This is a genomic window from Shewanella sp. HL-SH2 (assembly GCF_051164935.1).
GTDB classification, from domain to species: domain Bacteria; phylum Pseudomonadota; class Gammaproteobacteria; order Enterobacterales; family Shewanellaceae; genus Shewanella; species Shewanella glacialimarina.
On sequence record NZ_CP195035.1, the window covers coordinates 3,961,025 to 3,984,811 of the forward strand.

Sequence of the window (23,787 nt, forward strand, 5' to 3'; positions counted from 1 at the left end):
GTGGCTTTTATTATCTGAAGATTTAATGCTTAAAACTTCATGGTCACTTTAGTGTAGAGATAACGACCAAGCGGGTTATGGACACCCATTGCATAACCATAAAGGTCAGCATCACCATCGCCAATCGCAAATGATGGCGATTCATCAAACACATTATTTACACCTACAGATAGCTTAACCGTGTCATTGAAACGGTATGAGCCAGACATATCCACTAATAACTGCGACTCAACAGTGCGGGTTTCATTGTAGTCTTCAAACTCACCGATATAGCTTAAGTTAACGTTAGCGGCAAAATCATCCATCATCCAGTTAGTTGTTGCTAACCAGCGATGTTCTGGGTATTCGTATTTTCCTGTGTAATCAGTAACATCCCCCTCGGCACCTACTTTTTCGAAGCTGATTAAGTAGCTGTACTCTAAACCAAACTTCACATCACCAAAATTGTTTAACTCAATACCATAGTGAGAAGATAAATCTACACCCTGTACTTCTTGCGAACCAATGTTAACGAACCCTGATTTGATCACATCAAGAGGACCTAATGTTTGGCCAGGTTGCGGCGCATTTCGTAAACAAACAGTACTATTTTGAACGTTACAATTTGCATCATAAAGATCTTGGTTTTGCAGTGAATCAATTTTGTTGTCTTGCAGAATATTAAATATATCAAAACCCACATCAAACTGTTGGCTTGGCGCCCATATCATGCCGACGTTCCAAGTCTCAGACTCTTCCGCTTTAAGGTTAGGGTTACCGGCAAAAATAAAGTTGTAGTCAAGTAACTCACAATCTACATTATCGGCGGCACAGCGGTAGCTATCGACTAAAAAGTCACTCTTTTCAGATGGACCAAGACCAATTTGTGCAAGTGATGGTGCGCGGAAACCGGTAGACCAAGAACCACGAGCGGTTAACTCATCATTAATGCCCCACTGGAAAGCAATTTTAGGGTTAGTGGTTGAACCGAAATCACTGTAATTGTCATAACGACCCGCTAACTGCAACTCAAAGCTATCAGTCACTGGAACAGATAACTCTACATAAGCCGCATATTGATCGCGTGAACCAAATGCTGATATAGCTTCAGTACCAAAAATCAAACCACGTTGGAATTGCTCATCGGGAATATCGCTAACACTTTCTTCACGGTACTCAGCCCCAGCTGCCATCATGATATCGCGGTCTGCAATGGTAAATGCATGGCCTGAAATACTGGCATCATAAGCAGTAATACTCGACTTACCTTGTCTTACAAGGCTAGTGGTAATACGATCAATAACATCTTGTGAATTAACCGCTGCGCCGAATGGATTGTAGTTACCGGCATCAATTTCAGCTTGTAAATAATCCGTTCTTACCCAGCCCTGTGAGCGATCACCTGTTTGAGTGGATTCACTGCGACCACGTTGGGTTGATACTTCCCAATCCCACTCGTTCACAACGCCACGAAGACCTGCCACAATACGCATAGTATCGGATTCGATATCCCAACGACGCGCACCGGCATCAACGGTACGATAACGACCAATTTCAATATCTTGTCCAAAAGGATTATTTGGGTGTGAACCCGGAACGGTTAAGCCAGCATCTTCATCTAATGGTGTTGGTGCACCGCCCGCTTCAGAAGTATTATGTTGTACAGATAACTCTAAAAATGCGGTTAAGTCTTCGCCCAACATGTAATCAAATTGCCCAATAGCACCAACACGCTCAGCCGTAGGAATAGTTAGGTTGTACGGGCCGTAATCGAATAAACAACTGCCACTTGATGTTGCATTTTCAGGAGGACAATCTGGATCGATGGTTTTAACACCGTTAACGTAAAAATAGCCAGGGTAGCCACGTGATGAACGATAATCTTCGCCGCCATATGGTGATTGATTTGCGGTACCAAATTGGCCCATGTCTTCTGCAGATAATGTGCCGTTGGTAAAGTAATCTAAAATAATAGATGCACTGCCTTTATCGGCTTTAACGCCCCACACTAAACTCGCTGTGGTTTCGTCATATCCCGTGCCGCTATCATCGCCATAACCTAAGTTAAGCTCAATGCCTTCAATGTCTTTTCTTAAAACAATATTGACTACACCGGCAATAGCATCAGAGCCATAAATTGCTGACGCGCCATCTTTTAAAATATCGATACGCTCAATGGCAGATACAGGAATGTTATTAATATCAACAAACGAGTTTGAAATTCCTTCGGCAAATGCACTTGCACCAACACGGCGGCCATTAATTAATACTAGTGTCGCATCAGGGCCTAAGCCACGTAAACTGATTGACGCACCGCCGTTTGCGGTAGAATCCTGGCTGTTGCCGCGAGTTGAGAATGCGCCAGAACCATTGGCAGGCATACGCTCTAATAATTGCTGTAGGTTGTCAAAACCCATGTTAGCAATATCTTCTTTGTTAAGTGATTGTACTGGCGAAGGTCCTTCAATATCTGTCCGTTTGATACGAGAACCGGTCACTTCGATACGTTCAACTTTAGCTTCAGCTGATGCATCGGCGGCTTGAGCAACAAAGGCGATTGGGGCCAATGACAGTGATACAGCAATAGCGCACGCGCTGCGCAAAACGTTAGGTCTTTTCATGATCTTCCTTAAAATATTTTTTATTTTATATCCATGACTACTGCAAATTGCGGTAACAATATAATTACCTACAACTTGCTTGGATTATTATTTACATGTCCAAGTTAATTTAAAATTTAACAAAGTCAATACAATGCAGTAATGTAAATGTAACCAAACACTTAATCAAGAATAAAAAGCTAAAATAAATGAATTTAAATTCAAAAAATAAATATGACAGGCTGATACATAAATAAGATAAGTAACTAGAATTACCGACCTAGCCCTTGTCTAATCAAAGATAATGGTTATATTTTGCCGTTAATACGTTAACTGTTGAACAATATACTTAAATGGTTTTTATGCTAAATCAACAATTGGTTCCGATTTCCACACTCTCTAAAATCAAGATTTTGTTTAAAGCAACAGGTCCTGGTATTTTAATGGCTGCAGCAGCTATTGGTGCATCACATCTTGTAGCATCAACCCGTGCGGGGGCTGAATATGGTTGGCAGTTAGCCTGGTTAGTATTGGCGGTAAACCTGGTTAAATATCCCTTTTTTGCTGCTGGAGCGCGTTATACCGCAGCAACGGGAGAAAGCTTGCTAGAGGGTTATTTACGCCAGGGACGCGGTTATTTGTGGCTGTTTACTGGGCTCAATACTATTGCCGCCGTGGCAAGCACTGCGGGAGTATGTATGTTAACCGCAGCAATGCTGACTCAATTTATTCCACTCTCTATTGATGTATTAGCCTTAATAGTATTAATCACTTCATTGGTATTGTTAATTGTCGGCCATTATAAGTGGCTGGATAGCATCACAAAAATCATCATGTTTGTACTGACTATCAGCACATTAATTGCCGTGTCATTGGCTTTCTCCAATCAATGGGGTAAGCCGGTAATCACCTCTTCTGCTGATGCATGGCAATGGGCTAATGTAGGTTTTTTAGTGGCTATGATGGGCTGGATGCCTGCCCCTATTGAAGTCAGTGCATGGAACTCGCTGTGGTTATTAGAAAAGCAGAAGAGCCAAACGGTAACCCCCAAACAAGCCATTTTCGATTTCAATTTAGGCTACATCACCACCGCAATCCTCGCGCTGGTCTTTTTGGCATTAGGTGCATTAGTCATGCATGGCTCGGGCGAGCAGTTTTCAGACTCTGGGGCTCAGTTTGCCAATCAATTAATCACTTTATACAGTCAAGTCATGGGCGAGAACTCCCGCTACCTTATTGGCATTGTGGCGTTTTTATGTATTTTCAGTACCACTGTGACCGTGATTGATGGCTATAGCCGTACCCTCAATATGGGTTGGCAGCTACTCACTAAAGCGCAAGACTCGCCTAAAAGACTTAATATGATTATGTTGCTAATGAGCGCTTTAGGCTTAGGGTTAATTTTATTTTTTAAAGGTGCGCTGCTGCCTTTATTAGAGTTTGTGATGATTTTAGCTTTTATGACCACAGTGATATTTGCATGGCTTAATTTTCGTTTAATGACCAGTAAAACCTTAGCGTCGAAACACCGTTATGGTAAGGCAATGGTCGGCTTATCTTGGTTTGGGCTACTGTATTTAGTAGGCTTTGCGATAGTGTTTATTTATTGGTATGTCACCAAATGATCGCTTCACAGAAATAAGTAGCGATAACACAAAAAGTTACCTTAGCTATTAAGCAGGTTAAAAATAAAATCCGCCAAACGGTAGCAGAGCAACTTATAGCACACGAATAATCTGACGAATTAAAGATTAATCGCTATAATATACTTCAGTCACGTGACCTAAACTATTTATGCGCAGCCGCGCCAGAGAACCTTATGATTAACAATGATATTCTTCGCCGTATTCGTTTTGTTTTTGATTACTCAAATGCAAAAATGATCAATATTTTCAGCCAAGCCAATGCCGAAATCACTTCAGATGAGATAATCGCGCTACTGAAAAAAGAGGAAGAAGAAGGTTATCAAGCTTGTAACGATAAATTAATGTGCCAGTTTTTAGATGGTTTGATCATCAAAAATCGTGGTTTAAAGCCTGACGCTGAAGTACCTACGCCCTTAAAGCAGCTAACCAACAACCTTATTTTTAAGAAACTACGGGTCGCATTAGAAATGCGCGAAGACGAAATCATTGCCGTACTAGCCTTAGCTGATTTTGCGATGTCTAAATCTGAATTAGGTGCATTGTTTCGCAACCCTGAACACAAAAACTATAAACCCTGTGGCGATCAAGTGTTGCGTAACTTCGTTAAAGGTTTGTCAATTAAACACCGCGGTAAATAAGATTAGGCTCAATAAAGCCTGTTATACCCTATCAATGCACAGCTAGCGGCTGTGCATTTTTGTTACTGGCGAGTAATTCAAACAACTGCTTCATAAAAAAAGTGTGAAATTCATCACTTAACAGACCACAATACATATTAGTCATGTTAATCTATCCTTTAACAAACCTATCAAACAACACACAAAAAAGGTTACCCATGGACGATACTAAACGCCCACTCTATCTTCCTTTTGCAGGTCCAGCCATTCTTGAATCTCCGCTGCTAAATAAAGGCACTGCCTTTACTGAAGATGAACGTATTTCATTTAACCTTGAAGGCTTATTGCCTTGGGTAATTGAAACCATTGATGAACAGGTCGCACGCGCATATCAGCAGTTTACTAACTTCACTAACGACTTAGATAAACATATATACCTGCGTAATATTCAAGACACCAACGAAACGCTATTTTATTCATTGGTGCGCAACAACATCAGTGAAATGATGCCGATTATTTACACCCCAACGGTAGGATTAGCCTGCGAGCGCTTTTCAAAAAACTATCGCCGTAACCGTGGGTTATTTATCTCTTACGAGAACAAAGATCGCATCGACGACATTTTGAATAATTCGACTCGTCATAAAGTCAAAGTCATTGTTGTCACCGATGGTGAGCGTATTTTAGGTTTGGGCGACCAGGGCATTGGTGGTATGGGTATTCCTATTGGTAAGCTATCACTTTACACCAGCTGTGGTGGTATTAGCCCGGCTTACTGTCTGGCGGTTACATTAGATGTAGGTACTGATAACCCGCAACTACTCGATGACCCCATGTACATGGGATGGCGCCATCAGCGTGTTGGCGGTGATGACTATAAAGAATTCGTAGAAGCCTTTATGCAAGCGGTTAACCGTCGCTGGCCAGATGCATTAATTCAGTTTGAAGACTTTGCCCAAAAAAATGCCATGCCTTTACTTGAGCGCTATAAAGACAAGTACTGTTGTTTTAATGATGATATTCAAGGCACGGCTGCGGTTACTGTCGGTTCATTGTTGGCAGCCAGTAAAGCCGCTAACACCACACTAAGCCAACAGCGCATTGTGTTTTTAGGTGCAGGCAGTGCTGGTTGTGGTATCGCTGAAGCTATTATTGCCCAAATGGTCTCCGAGGGTATCAGTGACGCGCAGGCTCGATCGCAAGTCTTTATGGTTGATCGCTGGGGCTTGTTACTCGACAACATGCCTAATCTATTACCTTTTCAAAGTAACTTGGCACAAAAAACAGCTTTGGTTGATCAATGGCACAACTACAGCGACAATGTCTCGTTGCTCAATGTAGTTAATAACGCTAAACCCACAGTGTTAATTGGCGTATCGGGTGCACCAGGACTATTTACTGAAGATGTGATTAAAACCATGCACAGCCATTGCCCACGTCCAATAGTATTTCCATTATCTAACCCAACAAGTCGAGTCGAAGCGACCCCAAAAGATATTTTAAACTGGACATCAGGCCAGGCGCTTGTGGCAACAGGTAGCCCATTTGAACCAGTTGTGGTCAATGGTGAAACCTTTGAAATAGCCCAGTGTAATAACAGCTTTATTTTCCCAGGTATTGGTCTTGGGGTATTATCATGCGGCGCAACCCGTGTATCTGATGAAATGCTAATGGCCTCTAGCCGTGCACTGTCTGAATGTTCGCCATTGGGTACAATGGGTGAAGGTTCACTATTGCCTAAGCTTGAAGATATCCATAAAGTGAGTAAGTACATCGCTTTTGCAGTGGCTAAAGTCGCAATTGACCAAGGTTTAGCCTTACCTTGTACTGATGAGTTACTGCAACAAGCCATTGATAATAACTTTTGGCAACCAGAATATCGTCGTTATCGCCGTACTGCATTTTAATCTGTGCTTGAATAATGATGTAAAAAATCCCAGTAATGAATTACTGGGATTTTTATTTTAATCAAATAACTGATAAAAAATGCTTAATCTGCCATAACCTTTTTGAAGCTATTAAGCATCACTCTATCGGTTCGGGCTTTTTTCAGCTTGCGTAAACATTCTTTTAACGACTGCTCAGCTAAACGGCCAAAAATACCATCGTATTCGTTATTGTTCATCTCTTCTTCTGTGTCATTGCTGTCGGCAATCTCTTGCGCAACACGACTCAGCTGCATCCAAGCATTAGCAATATAAAAACCATGAAACTCAGCCTGCGAAATAAGCTTTTGAGCACTGGCAGGCAATTTGTCCCAGGCATTGTTAAACGCTTGTGCTTTATCAGCAAACAACTCTTCAAACAGGCCGTCATAGGCTTCAATTAAGCTGTCAGGTAGTTGATCCATTGGTAGCACTTTATTGGCGACATTATAAGATACCTTTTTCGCGGTATCTCTATAGGTTTGTTCAACCATGATTACACCTTATATTCATCAATATTAGAATTTAAATTAGAGTTATAATTTGAGTTAGCGTTTGAATTTAGATTAAAAACGTCCACTAATAAACACACCGTAAGTGCCATTATAAGCCAGTGGCACCACGCTAATGTTTTCATAAGGATCAGTAAAATACCAACCCGCTACAATGCCAATGGCCGCCCCCGCAAGCACATCTTCAATATGATGCTTGTCGCTGGCAACACGAGTATAAGCAACGTATGACGCAACCACATAAGACGGTACGCCATATTCCCAACCATAACGTTGATTTATAAATGTTGCTGCAGCAAAGGTGTCCGCTGAATGCCCAGAGGGAAATGAGTCATCACCACTGCCGTCAGGTCTTTGCTTATCAACGCTTAACTTGAGTGCTTCAACCACCAAGCGGCTTGAAATACCTGACTTAGCTAATTGCCAAGCGCCTTGATAATCATCTTCTATCATTAATGTCGAAGCTAATGCTACCGCAGGTAAAGCAAGATGCAATGCATCCCCAGAGGTTTCCAGATCACCTTCAGCTTGGCTAGGTAAAGACATAACCAATAGCATTATCGACAGCATTACAGGTCTAATGGTACTTATCTTCATCTTTACTCACTTATAAATGACAACAACGATAACCGCGACGTTATACGCTGCAAGCCCTCATAATGCAAATACTGTTACCGTTTAAAATAACAAGTAGCATGTCTGTTATATATTTGTTATTTATATCTATAATCGGCTATAATTCAAACATTGCAGGAACAATAAACATCAAGTTTTTATTGTTACATCAAACAAAAATAAGTGGCCTGTTATCTTGAAAAAATATCGCGAGAACATTCTTAGCATTTCAATTTTGCTAACAACACTACTTTTATTATCTCCAGCATGGGCTGAGTATTATGATAATGCTCGGGCAGATGAAATCTATCAAAAGTTTGAGCAAGTAGATTATAAAGATCAAAAAGAAGCCGATGCACTGCTAAAAGAATATAAACAAATTATCGCTGCTGACGATGATGTACGTCAAAAACTGTTTATCCGCCAAAATTGCTGGGGCCAACCATCAGAAACCAATGAGCAACTAGCCAAAGCTATTGAGTATGCTCAACAGCAATTACTGATCTATTCAGACCCATACCCTTCTGAAATTCACACTGACTTACTGCTATGCTTGGGTTATTACAAAAATTATGCAGGACAAACCGAAGGTGCATTTGCTGATATATCATCCGCCGTTAGCAGCGCATATGAGCTAGAAAGCCCAAGACTAATCGCTGACGGACGCAGTATTCGCGGCTCAATGATGTCATACCAAGGTAACTACAACGCAGCCTTAGAAGATTTAATTACCGCACAACACCTTTATGAAAAGCTGAATCTAACCTATTGGGCGAATGAAACCTTAAATGAAATAGCCACCAGTTATCGCCGTTTTGGTGATTCAGAAACCGCACTTAAATATCAAATAAAATTAGAAAAAATGTACATAGAGTCTGGCCAGCTTATGGAGGCTGACACCATTAATGTGCAAATCGCATTTTCATTAGAAGCACTGGGGAAAATTAATGAGTCCACTGAACGCTTTTATCGATCGTTAAAGTACTGGCAATCAAAAAAAGATAAGGTCGCCATTGCAGGCACCAAAGTTAATATTGCTGGCAACCTTATTTTACAAGGTCAAATAGATAAAGCGCTCATGTTACTTAAGGAAGCAGAACCTGATGTCCCGTTAGAATATGAGGGCCCACATAGTTTTATGTGCTTGTATTTTGCTCAAGCTTACTTAGTAAAAAATGAGTTAGATAAAGCGATTGAATACAGCAAAAAAGCCTCCATTGATTTTACCCGTGGTGCAAATAAACGTGGTGAAACTCAAAATCTGCGCTTATTAAATGATATTTATCTCGCCAAAGGTGACATAGCAAATGCGCACAAGGCATTAAGTGATTTTGTTGATATGCACTTAATCTTAGACAAACAAATCATGTCCGATAAAAACGCTGAAATGCAAACCAGATTTAACACAGACAAAGTACAAAATGAAAATGAGTTATTACTTAAAGCGGCTAGCGACAAAGAATTGCAGCTGCAAATAATGCAACGTAACGAGTCAATGCAAATTGTGATCATTATCTTAGTGGCCATCATCTTAATTATCGTTTCAGTATTTGCTTACAAGCAGGTTAAACGTAAGCGGACTTATCAAACCCTTGCGTTAACCGATGAGTTAACCGGACTATCTAACCGCCGAGATACCTATCATCAAGGTGAGCTTTTTATTAAGCAAGCAAAACAAAGTGGCAAACCTTTTTCTGTAATTTCGTTTGATGCAGACCATTTTAAGCAAGTGAACGATACCTTAGGTCATGAAGTTGGCGACAAAGTATTAGTCAAGCTAGCAGCCTTAACCATGGGCATGATGCGAGAAAACGATGTTGTTGGTCGTGTCGGCGGTGAAGAGTTTTTAGTCTTATTGCCTAACATCTCACACACTATCGCACTGGAAATTGCCCAACGTTTAATAGACTGTATTGCTAATTATGAGTGGAGCCAAATATCACCAGAATTACATCAAACGGTTAGTGCGGGAGTGACTAGTTTAACCAATGAAGCCGAACTGTCTCCATTGTTACTTAAAGCTGATCATGCACTGTATAGTGCCAAAGCTGATGGTAGAAATTGCGTTAGAAGTGCTTAAAACCTATTGATTTTATTATATTTAAGATAAGTATACTGAGTTGGATAATGATTTAATCCAAGGAGAAAGTTTATTACTTTTAGTTATACCGCACAGAAAGTGCTTACAAAGTAGCAAGCAGCTTCAAAAACTGTATTAAGGGGTTTAGTTAATTATTCACGGTAAATAACTTTGGTTCATTAGGGTGCAAGTCAGTTTCAAACCACTTTTGATACAAAGCTGTATATTCTGGCGTTTGCATAAATTGACCTAATGCCTGATGCCATTGTTGGATAAGCGCTGGTGATGTGCCATCAGAAAAGGCTAAATATATCGCTAAATCTTTAATTTTATATGCCATTCTTACATCAGACTTACGCTTACCAATTTGATTAAGTGTATACGGCACACCAAAATCAGCCTGACACAAAAAACGAACCCTAGACAACACTAGCTGTTTGACGCTTTGGTCAGGATAATTTGCCACAGCTAATTGACTTATATGCGAGTCTTTAAGTGTCTGCTGACAATCACCTTCGCGGTATACCCCTATGTCCCCTTGATTAGTTAGGTCACTCAAATTATCTAACTTGATAGGGTCATCCTTAAGTACAAAAATCCCCATACTTCCTTCAGCAATTGGCCCAATAAATGAAAATCGACTTTCTCGTTGATGATTCTTGGCCATGGCAATTAATAAAACATTTTTTTGAGATTGACCTAGCAAATTAGCCCGTGCCCAAGGTAAAAAGACTATCGGATCTGTTCTAGATAATTGTAACTGCAGCACTTGAATTAACTCAATAACGTAACCCGTAGGTTGATCATTAACACGATAACTCATCGGTGCCCAATCTTCTGCGACGATCATCAAGGGCTCAGCGGCAATTGATTGTTCACACTTAATGCAAACTAAAGCCGCTAATAACACATAAAAAAGTTGCTTCAATGCCAACCCCCACTCTTTTATACAATATCTTACACATAATAATAAGACCGAATTTTCCCAATGAAAAAATCTATAGTCCATTACAGATAGCGTATAATCAACGGCAAGATTACTCACACCTAATGATTTACCATGGCCGAATCGACTGCGCTACTCAATACTGACATGCCCAATACTGTACTAAGTGTAAACCAACTTGCCGAGCTTGCCCGAGAAATTAAGCAATGGGGTAAACATTTAGGTTTTGCACATATTGGTATCGCAGATGTTGACCTATCAGCACACGAAGCTGATTTGCAAGCATGGTTAGATAAAGGTTACCACGGTGATATGGGTTATATGGCTAACCACGGCATGATGCGTGCAAGGCCAGCAGAACTTCACCCTGGTTGTATTAGAGTGATTAGTGCACGCATGGATTACCTGCCACCTGATGCAGGGTTTGCCAGTAACTTAACTGACCCTAATTTAGCTTATATCTCACGTTATGCCGGTGGCCGTGACTACCATAAACTCATGCGACAACGGCTAAAACAACTTGGCGAAAAAATAGCATCACACTGTCAAAGTCTTGCGTTTAATAACACCGACTTTCGCCCTTTTGTCGACTCTGCGCCCATTTTAGAAAGACCTCTAGCTGAAAAAGCAGGCTTAGGCTGGACAGGCAAACACTCGCTAATTTTACATCCAGACGCAGGCAGCTGGTTTTTTCTCGGCGAATTATTAATTAACTTGCCCCTGCCAACTGATGTCCCTATTAAAGACGGCTGTAATACCTGTGTGGCCTGCATCAAGTCTTGCCCAACAGATGCGATTGTCGCCCCTTATGTTGTTGACGCCAGGCGCTGTATATCCTATCTCACCATAGAATTACAAACTGCTATTCCGGAAGAGTTTAGACCCTTAATTGGCAATCGAATTTATGGTTGCGACGACTGCCAGCTAGTATGCCCGGTCAATGCCAAAGCCCCACTCACCCAGGAAACCGACTTTCATACCAGGGCAAAACTAATACAACCTGACTTACTGAGTTTGTTTGCATGGTCAGAAAGTGCATTTTTGTCAAACACCGAAGGCAGTGCTATCCGCCGCATCGGCCACAAACGCTGGCTACGCAACATAGCCGTCGCCCTAGGTAACGCTCCCGCAAGCGATGATATTATTGCCGCACTGACTCAAAAAGCTCAAACAGATGAAGTAGATGCATTAGTCATTGAACATATTGAATGGGCCATTAATCAGCAGCAAGTAAAGCTAGCGGAACAAGCGCTCGCCATAATAGAACCGCTAAGCCGCAAAACCCAACGGGTTATTCGCAGTGTTCAAAAAGGGCTGCCAAGAGATGCCTAGTTTCAGCGAGTGTGTGAGTATAGTTTTACTAGCAGTAATGAAATAATCATGCACTACTCGGCTAATTCCAAACTCAGCTAACTCCAAACTTGCTCTTCCCAATCTTACCAGCTCCCCTATAAAGCCAACTTAAGTGCGCCTTACCCAACAAAGCGCATAAAAGCTAAACTCGTAATTTTCATACTACTTTTCTTGTGGGCGAACAGATTATTGTTGCCTTTGTGTAAATAAATTACACAGGCGTCTGGACGTCTAGAAGTTTATTGTGCTAACCTGCTACCAAGTAATCGAATTGATTTCATCGGTAAGTTGAGTAAGTTTCATGTGGAGTGAGCAATGATAGAACTTAGACACCTTCGCACCTTAATGGCGTTAAAGGAAAGTGGCAGTTTAGCGGGTGCAGCTAAGAAACGTTTTGTAACCCAATCGGCTCTTTCTCACCAAATTAAAGAATTAGAAACCCGCATTAATTCATCTATTTTTGTTCGTAAAAGTAAACCGCTCACCTTCACCCACGAAGGTGCCCGTTTACTTAACCTTGCTGAAGAAATTTTGCCAAAGGTGATTGCGACAGAATCTGATTTGAAGCGTGGATTAGAAGGTGAAAATCAACAACTCAAATTAGGCATTGAATGCCACAGTTGCTTTAGATGGTTAATGCCTGTTATTGAAGCATTTAAGCAACACGCACCCGATGCACAGATTGATATTTCAAGCCGTCATCTTTTCGACTCCCTTAATGCGCTTGAAACTGGCGGATTAGACATAGTACTCACTTCTGATCCTGTACCTGGACATACTTTGGCGTATCAGCACTTGTTTGATTTTGAGGTTAAATTAGTGGTTGCCAATAATAATCCATTGGCTAAGCAAGCTTTTATTAGCCCTGTACATTTAGCCAAACAGACATTATTGACATACCCTGTGCCGCTTACCCGTTTAGATATTTATAAGCACTTTTTAGAGCCAGCCGGGATAGAAATTGGTGAACAAAAACAATGTGATTTAACCTCAATGTTATTACAAAGAGTAGCCTGTAATGATGGGGTTGCAGCGCTGCCTACATGGTCAATTAAAGAAAGCCAGGGCTTAAGCTTAACCTCATTACCATTAGGCGCTGAAGGCTTAAAACGACCATTGTTTGGAGCCTATAGACGTGATGCCACCAATGCTAACTTAATTCAGAAATGGTTAGAATTAGTGGCACAGGAAGGGTTGGCGCTGCAAAGATCGAGTCTAACTCAGGCCTAACACTTCAAAGGTTTAGCACCACTCAGGTCTGGCGCTATAGGGGATTTATCAACAAACCTCTTTTCGACAAGACTCTACGCAAAAGAAGCCCTGCTGAGTCAGGGTTTTTAGTTTGTTGTAAGTTATGCGCAATCATAAACTCAATACGCAAATCATCATCTAGACCTAAAGATTCAAAGGCTTCAATTGAAAGTGTTTGCTGATGGTTGTCAAGTAACGACTTAATAACCCGCAGTGATACGGGGGTTTCTTGCTCGCTGTTCAAGTAAGCAAAAGCGGTTAAGGCGATAACCTGGCCAAACACACTAAACAGTGCCAAGGTTTGCATTTCATCGGCGTCAATTTTTAGGCCGCTACCCTTTTCGGTTTCTTGACGTAAAAGCGAAATAGAATCAACCGCAATTAACTCGTTCAATTTCCAATAGCCATGGATCAACTTTTTATAAGGCTCGGCAAGACCATCTAAACGTTCTTTTAGATAGAACGAAAATGCATAACGATAAATGTTAACCTGACCAAGACGAATTAGCGCATCTTTAATGCTGCGATTCTTAGTTGATATAAGCCCTGCCGTTTGCGCGGTATTACTGCGCATAAGTAAGTGTCCTGCTAATGCGGGATCATCTGACACAATATCAATCACAACTCTGATATCAGCTTCGTTAATTAGCGCTTTTTTTAGCGGAATAAGAATGCCGCGACGGCCAATGACTTGATCTTCATTACCAATAATTGCCCTAACTTGAGTTAACACTCTTTGCTCAAGATCCGTCATACCCCATTGTCACCTTATTATTAAATCGAAATTTGTATTTAGGCTGTTAGCAAAACCATAGCATAAAAAAGCCAACAAGAAACTTGTTGGCTTGATAAAGTATAGTCACTTTGTGATTTAAACCAATAGCATTTAAGCCAGTGTGATTTAAATCAGCAAGATTTAAAAACGATATCCTGCGGTTAAACGTAAGTTACGCCCATCGCCTGGATAAAAGCCACTTCCCCATGCCGAATAGTAACCTGCGCTGACATACTCTTCATCAAGTAGATTGTCAGCCCGTAGGCTTGCAGACCATTGCTGGTAACTGTAATTAACAGCAATATTGGTCAGAACATAGCTGTCTAATTTAGGGTCAACGTTAGCATTGTCACCTTCAATAAAGCGCTCACCAGTGTAAACACCTTCAGCAAATACTTGCCAATGATTAGCAAAATCATAACTCACATAACCGCGGCCATTGTGTTTGGCCACCCAGGATAAAGCCTTACCTGCGTTCTCGCCTTCAGTAAACTCGGCATCAATATAGTCATATGCAACACCAAGCATTAATGCAGGACTAAGCTGAATATCATAATCAGTACTGACACCATATCGACGCGATGCATCGGCATTAATGTTAGCGCCATTGAAAGCACCACCGACTGGTTTTTCAGCACTTTGATCCCAGACAATTTCATCTTCTAAATCAAGTTGAAACAGATTAATTTGTAGATTATGAATATCGTATGCATAGTCCCAACCCGCTTCAAATGATCGCCCTAGCTGCGGCTTTAAGCCCACTGTACCTGGTGAGGTATAAGCCTGCTCGTCCACTTTAGCAAAACGGAAGTTATCATCAGCACGCACATACAAACGATGTTCAGTATTAGGGCGATAATTTAAGCCCAGTTCAAATGCATGTGCATCCTGGTCTAAATCAATGCCATTAGGATAAATATTCCCATCAACTAGGTCATCTTCAGCTTCTGCATAACGACCGCCAACCACATAGGATAATGAAGTTGTCAGTGGCACAGAGGCTTGAATATAAGCACTGCTTTGGGTTTGTTGATTACTTCTACCAAAGCTAAATATTGATTCACCTAAATTGTAATCAATACCGGTAATGATATTTAGTTCGCCACTTTCGACTTGATACTTAGCAACCGCTTTGGGTGAAATAGACAATAAAGTACGTTCATTACGGCCTGAACTGCCCCATTGCAGGCTGGTATTATTACTGTCGGTATAGCTGACATCGGCACCTAAGGTCCAGGTATCAGTAACTTGATTGTGATAACCCGTGCGCAGTGCTGTCGTCATGCCATGAATATAATCGCCTTTATTCCAAGGGTTAGATTGGCGTGGATTTTCTTCAAGTTGCTCTTTGGTTAACGATCCTGGGGTTTGACGATCATTATCAAAGTAGTTTGCTTCAATATAAAAATCTTCTTCAAGGGTTTTATATTGTAAACGACCTAATATTGAGCTGGTTTCATTGGCATTATCATCACGATAGTTGTCCGACTCGTTATACTGACCCGCTAAGTAATATTGCCAAGCATCATTAATCGCCCCAGCAACATCACCCTTTGCTTCTAAAGTATCAAAACTACCTGCCGACACGGCTAAGCTACCACCAGTGCTATTTGGCGCTTTAGTGATAATGTTAATTACGCCACCCACAGCTTGATCGCCGTATAACACCCCAGAACTGCCAGATAATATTTCTACGCGCTCAATTTGATTAAGCGAAATGGCGCTGACGTTAGGTGCGGCAATATCGATATTATTAAGACGACGTCCATCGACCAAAATAAGGGTATTATTTGCCGCTTGTGAGGCGGTAAATCCACGCATAGAAAAAACCGGGCCAGTATTGTTATTGGAAACCTGAATACCACTATGACCACGCAATAAATCACCCAAATTGGTGGCGCCGCTCATTTGAATTTCAGCGGCATCAATGACATTAACGTTAGCTGCAATGTTAAGTGGTGTTTCTGCACGGCGGCCAATAATCACCATGCTCTCTTCTTGCTGCACGATATCATTAGTTTGAGAGTCAGCTTGAGCGATAGATTGAATTTCATTTGCAGATAGACACAAAGAAAGACTCGAAAGTCCCAGAATAGCGCTTAATGATAAGGCTAGTTTTGTTGGATTAGTACCCATTTACCTTTAACTCCTGAAAGGGAAAATGGGGCAATTACGTCGCAATAAATCGCTTTCAACATCGAATGAATAAATCGAATCAAAAATAGCTTATTACATTTTAAGATCTGCCCACCGAAATCTCAAAATCATCTTTAGGGCCGGTCTCCGGACTGAGGTATTTTGTATGAACAATTTATTCAACAAACAAATAATGCAATGGTTATACATTATCTTAACCTTTCACCGTTGCGGGGGCAGTATCAGCTTTTCACTGATTTCCCGATTATCCATAAGCTCATTTAAACGTTATGGCACCACAAAAGATTGACTAGTCATCATGACCATAAAATCGCGCCGATTATACGGATTAACAGCTAAATTAGATACAGGCAGGGAGAGCTACGGCAGAAATTGAACATTAAAAATATTCAGCATTCACAGTCGTAGCAATCAAAGATATGACAGACTTAAGGGTTAGCCATAAACTCGCGGTAGTTGTTGGCATCAAGCGGGGGTTGGTTTTCTCTGAACACAGCTACACGTATCGATTTATGGATAAGATAAAGATCTTGGGAGCCGCTAACCACAGTAAAGTATCCAATTTCACCTTTGGGAATAGTGGAAAAATCTTTTTCAACAAAAATGGAGGCATGATGAATATTGGGCATGACTGTGCACCCCAAAATACCATGCACCGCATCTAAACCTTCCACTTCTGATGTGCCTAAAACGGTATAAACTACCTTGCCTTCGCAATGTTCTTTATAGGTATCGGCCATTCCATCAAGAAATTTTTGCGGTTCAATGTCATTAGCTAAGCCTTTAAAGCCTTGCATACACACAAGGCCGCTCCAATCATTTAGCGATTCATTGGCTGGAATGAATTCAGCCATAAACATCTCACCTTGCATTTCACTGAATGCCAATTTCCAATTCAGCGGAGGCAAGAAACCAAACTTTGAGGCAAAGTCAGTTAATTGCTGCACATCCTTTGGCATTTCAACTTTACCAAGGCTTTGGTTGTCATCGCCAAACAGCGTGTTTATTGAAGAGAACGGTTTTGCAAAAAGCACAGCACAAGGGACTAGACAAGCTAGCCCCAGCCAAAGCTTTATTGCAGTAAACTGTTTCATTTCATACATCCTTTTGTAAACATTCACCAACATCCTTTGATGAGGCTATTTTAGATATCAGTCAAAATAACTATGCAATTGTGCACTAACTATATATCACAACAGCTACTTTTTGAAACTTATCTTTAACAACTCGTTGTATAAACAAATACTTTGATGACTAACCTAACTCTTCATCATAATCTTGAGTATCTGCTTCAGTTTCACTTGATTCTGCAGCAATGGCATCTGCCAAGGTTTTTGCTTTTAGGTGTTTAGCCGTTTTACGCTTATTACGATCAGCTTGTTTGCTTAAAAAGCCCTTCAATGCTTCTTCGCCCCATGCTGTAGCTTCAGCTTCTGTTGCAAAACCATCATGACTTTTCGATACTATCGTTTTAGTCGAGGTCATACGACGAGTGATTTCTGTTTTCCAGCCATTGTCAGCTTGAAACACGCGAGACTCATACTTTTTACTCATTTATCTATTTTTCCTAGTGAATTAACGCTTTAATAGGCATTTAGCCTAATTTATTACTGTACTAATAAGTGCTTATTAAGTGCAGTTTAACTTTTTACCATCTGATTTGAGCCAACAATCATCATTTCGCATTTTTGGCAATCAAACACTAATTTCAATTTATCTTTACCGACATCTAAAAACATTGGGTCAGCTTTTATGCCCTCTACTTCTTTAGGGCATAAATTAAAGCTGTAACGTAAACAATGCTTGGTCACCATTAAAGGTGCGTCATGTAGCACTTTATTTTTTTCATAGGTGTCTTCCATTTGAATAACACCATGTTGCTCGTAAAAATTACGCGCTTGTTCGTTGGCAACGTTAGATAAAAAGCTTAACGATTTCTGCGGGAAACGCGCCTCTTTATCATGTGTCCAGCGCTCTGGTCGTTTATATGCAGCCACTCGCGCAAGCATTAGGGCATCAACCGCATCACGGCGAAGCTCGTTTACGGTTGAGGCCGGTAAAAACCAGGCTTGTTCGGTTAATAAGTTCAGCTTATTAACAGTAAAATCGGTACTGCCTAACTTACCTAACTGCTTTTTAAGGTTAGCAGCTGATTTAGCTTGATCGTTTGCCGCTTGCTTTTCACATTGCAAACGGGCCGTAGCGCTAATGCCGTGAATATCGGTCATCGTCAGCGCAACGCCATCTTCAGTATCATGCAATTGCATATCAACACTGATTTTACGGGTAGCGGATTCTTTATTTAACGTCGATTCAAATTTATGATCGAAGTTTCTGAACATCATCACGCCAACTTTTAAATCTTTTGGCACCTCAGTTAAATATAAGGTATTACCGTCAGCGCGGTTAACTCGCGTTCCTGCAAGTTTATCATCCGACAAACGCTGAGTTTCATAATGCTCAACAAAAAAGCACAAACCATCACCGTTATTGAACACAATATCTTTGCCGCTTTCAGTCGTATCGAGTTTGATAAAATCTTTACCAACCTGAGTAATACGGCCCACTTTTTCACCAATAAATTTCGGCGAACTAAAGTGTTCAATCGCTTCGGTTCTTTGGGTAACAAAATAGTCGGTTTTACCGCGGTTAAAGCTTTTATCTGGATCAGGAGTAAAATTAAACTCGCAACGCCCGTGAGAAATAGATTCAACATCACTGCGCTTGGCAATAATGGCATCTAATTGTTGACGATAATGGGCGGTGACGTTTTTAAGATAAGTAATGTCTTTTAAACGGCCTTCAATTTTAAAAGATGACACTCCAGCTTCAATTAACGCTTCAAGGTTATCGGTTTGGTTATTATCTTTTAAAGACAATAAATGCTGATTTTCCGCTAACACCTCACCTTCTCGAGTAGTCAAGTTACACGGTAAGCGACACATTTGTGAACATTCGCCGCGGTTAGCACTGCGATTAGAATAAGCATGGCTTAAGTTACATAAACCACTGTAACTAACACATAAGGCGCCATGAATAAAAAACTCTAACTTCATTTTAGTGCTGTTAGCAATATCACGAATTTGCGGGATATTTAACTCACGCGCGAGTACCACTTGAGAAAACCCAACCTGCTCTAAAAAAACGGATTTTTCAGGGGTACGGTTATCCATTTGCGTACTAGCATGTAACGCTATTGGCGGTAAGTTTAATTGCAACACGCCCATATCTTGAATAATTAACGCATCAACACCAGCTTCGTATAAGTCCCAAATCATTTGCTCAGCTTTAGGTAATTCATCGTCCATTAAAATAGTATTTAAGGCGACAAACACTTGGGCATGATAGCGATGAGCAAACTCAGCTAAACGGGCAATATCTTCAACACTATTACCCGCATTATGACGGGCACCAAAAGCAGGACCACCAATATAAACCGCATCTGCACCATGGCGAATTGCCTCAATACCATAATCGGCATTTTTAGCAGGTGCTAACAGTTCAAGCTGACGCTTTTTGGCGGGTGTAGGTGTAAAAAGTTCAACAGAGGCCATATGGTTATATCAATTCTTGTAATTAAGCAAAATCGGTTAGATAAAAAAGTGCGCCAACAAAATTGTTGGCGCACTCATATATTTTCTTATTCTAGCAAATTTGTTGTAAAAATGCCCAGATTAGATAAATAAATCTTGGATGTTTTTCAAATCAGCTTTGCCGTTGGCAATTTCGTCTGGAGTCAAGCCTTTCACTTCATGCGGAAACACTAACCACTCGTCAGACTCATGGATAAAGTAGTCTGGTTTTAACGGTACTTTAGTGTTGTTTGGCTTGTAATAAGGACAAGCAATACGAATATCCGTTGGAATATTTAATCGCATAAATTTCTGCAACTTACCGATTAAGGCATGGATGCTGCGACCAGAATCAAATACATCATCAACAATTAGTAAGCCATCTGTGGCGTTGGCATTTTCAATAATGTAATGCAAACCATGCACTTTAATATTCTTATCTTGCTTGTCGGTGCCAATACCATAATAAGATGAGGTTCGAACGGCTATGTGATCTGTTTCCACTTCCTTGAAATCAAAATATTCTTGCACCGCAATACCAATGGGTGCACCGCCTCGCCATATGCCCACAATAAATTGGGGTCTAAAGCCAGATTGGTAAACCTGTGCTGCTAAACGAAATGAATCTTCAAGTAATTGTTGCGCGCTTATAAAGTGTTTATCGGTCATTGGTGTTTACCCCCATTTTTATTGCGGAGAATTTTATACCAAAACCAGCCACTTTGCCTGCATTGTTAACGTTTATTAGACAATGAACACGCCGCAAAGCAGATAAAAATCTGCTTTTCCTTGCATCATCACTATGGCATAGTATTTTTTATCGCCATTTTCAGCATGAAGACGCTCATTATGTTATTTGAAAAACGTTCCGCAGAGCCTAGCTTAGAAGCACCATCGTCATCGATGACTTCTGAAAAAGGTGATAATCCACTTATTTGGCCACTGTTAAGTGTATTGCAGTCTTCGAATCACAGTTGGAAGGTGCATCATTTAGCCAGTGAATTGCAACATAAAGGCCTAATGCATGATTTAGACCCATTACCAGAAAAAGACCTGTTTAAACGTAACTTTCTATTGATGAATGCCTTGTATGAGTTACAGGATATTTTGCTACCCAAGCAATGGTTACAAGTGAAGGCTATGGAAATTCAGTTGTTTAGAATTGTGCCAGGCAACGCAGACCTATTACACCGTCAAGACGCTGCACTGCGGGATTACTATTTAGACTGGAAAAATTACGATACCAGCATTAATGTCGTCCGTGAAATGTTGGAGTCGTTCTGGAACAGCTATCAAGAATATATTGGCGTAAACATCCAATTAATGAATAAAGGTCATGCTTTAAAAGTATTTGAATTAGATGATAGCGCATCAAACAAAGACATCAGAAGGCAATGGAAAAAGTTAGCCTTAAAATGGCACCCTGATCGTGACCAAGGCAATGCCGAACGTTTTAAAGAAGTCTGTGAAGCATGGCAAACATTACGCGACAAAAGCTTAGTTGCCTGAATCATTAGTAGGCTTATCGGAAGCACTAAAAGTGCAATATTTGTCACAAATCACCACTGGATCACATAAATCTTTCGGTCTAGTTTGTCAAAATATGTCATCATTAGCGGATAAAATTCCATTAATAACATAATTTTGAGGTATTCATGTTTAAACATTTTGCATTAGCCGCCAGCGTAATTAGCACACTCATTTTTTCTTTAATCATTGCCCCTATTAATAGTTTTGCCGCCCCCTTTGTAGAAGGTAAGCACTACACACAAGTTTCAAATAGCATGGTGCCAAGCGAACCTAAAGTGACTGAGTTTTTCTCTTTTTATTGTCACAACTGTTTCAATATGGAAACCAAGTATTTACCAGAAATTAAAGCAGGCTTAGACAAGCAAGTTACATTTGACACTAAGCATGTCGATTTTATGAACAGCGATTTAGGCACTGAGGTTATGCGCTCGCTAGCGGTGATCCACACTCAGGACAATCAAGAAGCGTTAAAAGTAGCAATGTTCGGTGCCATTCAAGGCGATGAAAACGATGGCGGTCATGATCACAGTGCCCATGGTGACAAACATGAGTCACAGGTTAATAGCCGCGATGACATTAAAAAGGTCTTTGCTAAATTTGGTATTGATGCCGCTAAATATGATGAATTGGCCGACAGTACTGATACCGACAAAAAATTGAGCCTATGGCGCCAACAGCAAGTGATATATCGTGTTCAAAGCGTACCGACTTTTATCGTTAATGATAAATACGCCATCAATATGGACGAAATGCGCACCCTTGATGACTTAATCAATGTGATGAACTACTTAGCATTGCAAAAATAACTAAACTGCGCTGCTAATTTATTTTACAAACTAAAAAACCGATATAGCACTGCTAATATCGGTTTTTTTATTGTTGAACATTTATTGTTAAAAATAAGTCGCTAGAAAACCGACGCAATTTTAAATCACAATTAGAAGTTATTCGACCTTTCTTCGATATGCATTTGTTCAACTAATGCCTTATCTTCACGTCTTTGTTCAACTAATCCTGAACCATTGCGTTGCTGATATTTACCTTCAGCCTGTTTCATACGGCTACTGCCGCTATTGATTAGGTTTTGGCCTTGTTCTATGGCACTTTCACCCTCAGCTAACTTAGTATTGCCGTCCTCAACCAATTCTTTACCATCTGCAAACTTGTCATCAGCGTCTTCCCAAAGATCGGCAATTTCTTCCAGCTTATTCAATAAAACAATCGCTCGTTTGCCCGTCGGTGCACCATTTAATGTGCTAGTAAAACTCAAAAAAGCTTGTTTCTGTTTCTGGCCTTCAATTCTTGCCTCGGCGATTAGCTTCTCACCTTCACGGATCTCAGCACTACCTTCTTGCACCAGTTTACGGCCATCTTGTAATTGCTCTTTACCGTTTCTAACATCCTTATCACCCTGCTCCCATTGTTGAGATAAATCAAGGTTTTGCGCACCTTCTGATTTAACTTTAGAGGCAAAATTATTCTGAGTTGCTGCACAACCACTCATACCCATAACGCCTAAAACCAGTAAGCAACATAGAGTCGATTTCATATATAATTCTCAATAAAATGAAGTAGAGATAAATTGCCGCAATTAAACAGTTGAGCGAAGGAAATAGCAAGTGGCTGAAATGTTAAATAGTGTTAATACGCTAAATAATTTAGATAATGATAATAACTAAGGGTAAAGAACCTATTAGCCTCTAAACACATGGCTTAGTCAAAAAAGTCCTTAATATGCAGTAACGCTAATAGCAGGTGAATAATCATAAAACCGATAAAACATTGGCCAAGCACTTGATGATAGCTGCGCCATACTAAGGCATCGCTCGGGTCAACTAAATACCAAACCACACCGCTGACCGCCACCAGCAAAAGTAAAATAACACCTATTCCTTCAATAACACTGAACAATCCCTTACCTCCTGCAACCGGTATCTTGCCTGTTAATATACCAATCAAGTCCGTGTTAACTTGATTAAAGTCCAACAGTAACCAGGGGAAGAACTGTCGCCATTGACCTTTAAGGCACACTTTTATGGCAAACAATAACGCTAAACATGCTGTAATTAGGCCGCCGTATACATGAAAGTGACTCCAAAAACCGGCATTTGCGCTTAATTGCCGCCCTATTAATACCCAAGGGTTAGTGCACACTAATATGACCGACATGACGAGTACCAATGCATGTAGCTTAACTGCAATTTTTTGCCATATCAGCTTTAGTACCAT

General features: G+C 40.6%; 20 protein-coding genes and 1 riboswitch. Of the genes, 8 read left to right on the plus strand and 12 right to left on the minus strand.

Annotated elements, in window-relative coordinates:
• Positions 1 to 29: 29 nt before the first annotated feature.
• Positions 30 to 2,600, minus strand: coding sequence for a TonB-dependent receptor (locus ACRWP9_RS17330; protein WP_434927019.1), 2,571 nt, complete (start codon positions 2,598 to 2,600; stop codon positions 30 to 32).
• 341 nt (positions 2,601 to 2,941) lie between these two features.
• On the opposite strand from ACRWP9_RS17330, the gene ACRWP9_RS17335 reads away from it, so the two are divergent.
• The 3 genes from ACRWP9_RS17335 to ACRWP9_RS17345 all read left to right on the plus strand — a co-directional run bounded on the left by ACRWP9_RS17335 (position 2,942) and on the right by ACRWP9_RS17345 (position 6,749).
• A complete protein-coding gene (locus tag ACRWP9_RS17335; protein WP_434927020.1) occupies positions 2,942 to 4,204 on the plus strand; it encodes an Nramp family divalent metal transporter in 1,263 nt (420 codons plus the stop codon).
• 194 nt (positions 4,205 to 4,398) lie between these two features.
• A complete protein-coding gene (locus ACRWP9_RS17340; protein ID WP_226413628.1) occupies positions 4,399 to 4,863 on the plus strand; it encodes a DUF1456 family protein in 465 nt (154 codons plus the stop codon).
• A gap of 197 nt (positions 4,864 to 5,060) precedes the next feature.
• Positions 5,061 to 6,749 (plus strand): NAD-dependent malic enzyme, encoded by a 1,689-nt coding sequence (locus tag ACRWP9_RS17345; RefSeq protein ID WP_434927021.1) that lies wholly within the window; start codon positions 5,061 to 5,063, stop codon positions 6,747 to 6,749.
• 83 nt (positions 6,750 to 6,832) lie between these two features.
• Here ACRWP9_RS17345 and ACRWP9_RS17350 read toward each other — a convergent pair whose 3' ends face one another.
• Both ACRWP9_RS17350 and ACRWP9_RS17355 read right to left on the minus strand, forming a co-directional pair.
• Positions 6,833 to 7,261 (minus strand): DUF3069 domain-containing protein, encoded by a 429-nt coding sequence (locus tag ACRWP9_RS17350; RefSeq protein ID WP_226413624.1) that lies wholly within the window; start codon positions 7,259 to 7,261, stop codon positions 6,833 to 6,835.
• Between the two features lie 72 nt (positions 7,262 to 7,333).
• Positions 7,334 to 7,849, minus strand: coding sequence for a phosphatase PAP2 family protein (locus tag ACRWP9_RS17355; protein ID WP_434929126.1), 516 nt, complete (start codon positions 7,847 to 7,849; stop codon positions 7,334 to 7,336).
• 241 nt (positions 7,850 to 8,090) lie between these two features.
• Between ACRWP9_RS17355 and ACRWP9_RS17360 the strand changes: the two genes are divergently transcribed.
• Complete coding sequence (locus ACRWP9_RS17360; protein WP_434927022.1) at positions 8,091 to 9,974, plus strand: diguanylate cyclase; 1,884 nt, start codon at positions 8,091 to 8,093, stop codon at positions 9,972 to 9,974.
• A gap of 148 nt (positions 9,975 to 10,122) precedes the next feature.
• Here ACRWP9_RS17360 and ACRWP9_RS17365 read toward each other — a convergent pair whose 3' ends face one another.
• On the minus strand, positions 10,123 to 10,902 hold the full coding sequence (locus ACRWP9_RS17365) for a substrate-binding periplasmic protein (RefSeq protein WP_434927023.1): 780 nt from the start codon (positions 10,900 to 10,902) through the stop codon (positions 10,123 to 10,125).
• 165 nt (positions 10,903 to 11,067) lie between these two features.
• On the opposite strand from ACRWP9_RS17365, the gene queG reads away from it, so the two are divergent.
• Positions 11,068 to 12,252, plus strand: a complete 1,185-nt coding sequence (gene queG / locus ACRWP9_RS17370) for a tRNA epoxyqueuosine(34) reductase QueG (protein WP_434929128.1) — start codon at positions 11,068 to 11,070, stop codon at positions 12,250 to 12,252.
• Positions 12,253 to 12,588: 336 nt separating this feature from the next.
• Entirely contained in the window at positions 12,589 to 13,503 is a 915-nt protein-coding gene (locus ACRWP9_RS17375) for a LysR family transcriptional regulator (RefSeq protein WP_434927024.1), read from the plus strand.
• A 34-nt stretch (positions 13,504 to 13,537) separates the two neighbouring features.
• Here the strand turns inward: ACRWP9_RS17375 and ACRWP9_RS17380 are convergent, their stop codons facing one another.
• From ACRWP9_RS17380 to ACRWP9_RS17405, 6 genes are all read right to left on the minus strand, one after another.
• Entirely contained in the window at positions 13,538 to 14,278 is a 741-nt protein-coding gene (locus tag ACRWP9_RS17380; protein WP_434927025.1) for an HDOD domain-containing protein, read from the minus strand.
• 162 nt (positions 14,279 to 14,440) lie between these two features.
• Positions 14,441 to 16,435: a TonB-dependent receptor family protein gene (locus ACRWP9_RS17385; protein WP_434927026.1), complete on the minus strand. Its 1,995-nt coding sequence runs from the start codon at positions 16,433 to 16,435 to the stop codon at positions 14,441 to 14,443.
• 121 nt (positions 16,436 to 16,556) lie between these two features.
• A riboswitch (cobalamin riboswitch) is annotated at positions 16,557 to 16,751 on the minus strand.
• Between the two features lie 133 nt (positions 16,752 to 16,884).
• A complete protein-coding gene (locus tag ACRWP9_RS17390; RefSeq protein ID WP_434927027.1) occupies positions 16,885 to 17,550 on the minus strand; it encodes a hypothetical protein in 666 nt (221 codons plus the stop codon).
• 160 nt (positions 17,551 to 17,710) lie between these two features.
• Positions 17,711 to 18,010: a DUF3622 domain-containing protein gene (locus ACRWP9_RS17395; RefSeq protein ID WP_226413615.1), complete on the minus strand. Its 300-nt coding sequence runs from the start codon at positions 18,008 to 18,010 to the stop codon at positions 17,711 to 17,713.
• 86 nt (positions 18,011 to 18,096) lie between these two features.
• Positions 18,097 to 20,010 carry a peptidase U32 family protein gene (locus tag ACRWP9_RS17400; protein ID WP_434927028.1) on the minus strand — a complete coding sequence of 638 codons (1,914 nt, stop codon included), beginning with the start codon at positions 20,008 to 20,010 and terminating at the stop codon, positions 18,097 to 18,099.
• A gap of 120 nt (positions 20,011 to 20,130) precedes the next feature.
• Positions 20,131 to 20,697, minus strand: a complete 567-nt coding sequence (locus ACRWP9_RS17405) for a phosphoribosyltransferase (RefSeq protein WP_434927029.1) — start codon at positions 20,695 to 20,697, stop codon at positions 20,131 to 20,133.
• Positions 20,698 to 20,877: 180 nt separating this feature from the next.
• On the opposite strand from ACRWP9_RS17405, the gene ACRWP9_RS17410 reads away from it, so the two are divergent.
• Both ACRWP9_RS17410 and ACRWP9_RS17415 read left to right on the plus strand, forming a co-directional pair.
• Positions 20,878 to 21,537: a DNA-J related domain-containing protein gene (locus ACRWP9_RS17410; RefSeq protein ID WP_434927030.1), complete on the plus strand. Its 660-nt coding sequence runs from the start codon at positions 20,878 to 20,880 to the stop codon at positions 21,535 to 21,537.
• Positions 21,538 to 21,683: 146 nt separating this feature from the next.
• Positions 21,684 to 22,364: a thiol:disulfide interchange protein DsbA/DsbL gene (locus ACRWP9_RS17415; RefSeq protein ID WP_434927031.1), complete on the plus strand. Its 681-nt coding sequence runs from the start codon at positions 21,684 to 21,686 to the stop codon at positions 22,362 to 22,364.
• Between the two features lie 131 nt (positions 22,365 to 22,495).
• Here ACRWP9_RS17415 and ACRWP9_RS17420 read toward each other — a convergent pair whose 3' ends face one another.
• Together ACRWP9_RS17420 and ACRWP9_RS17425 are read right to left on the minus strand one after the other, a co-directional pair.
• Positions 22,496 to 23,107, minus strand: coding sequence for a hypothetical protein (locus ACRWP9_RS17420; RefSeq protein ID WP_434927032.1), 612 nt, complete (start codon positions 23,105 to 23,107; stop codon positions 22,496 to 22,498).
• A gap of 164 nt (positions 23,108 to 23,271) precedes the next feature.
• Positions 23,272 to 23,787: a cytochrome b/b6 domain-containing protein gene (locus tag ACRWP9_RS17425; RefSeq protein ID WP_434927033.1), complete on the minus strand. Its 516-nt coding sequence runs from the start codon at positions 23,785 to 23,787 to the stop codon at positions 23,272 to 23,274.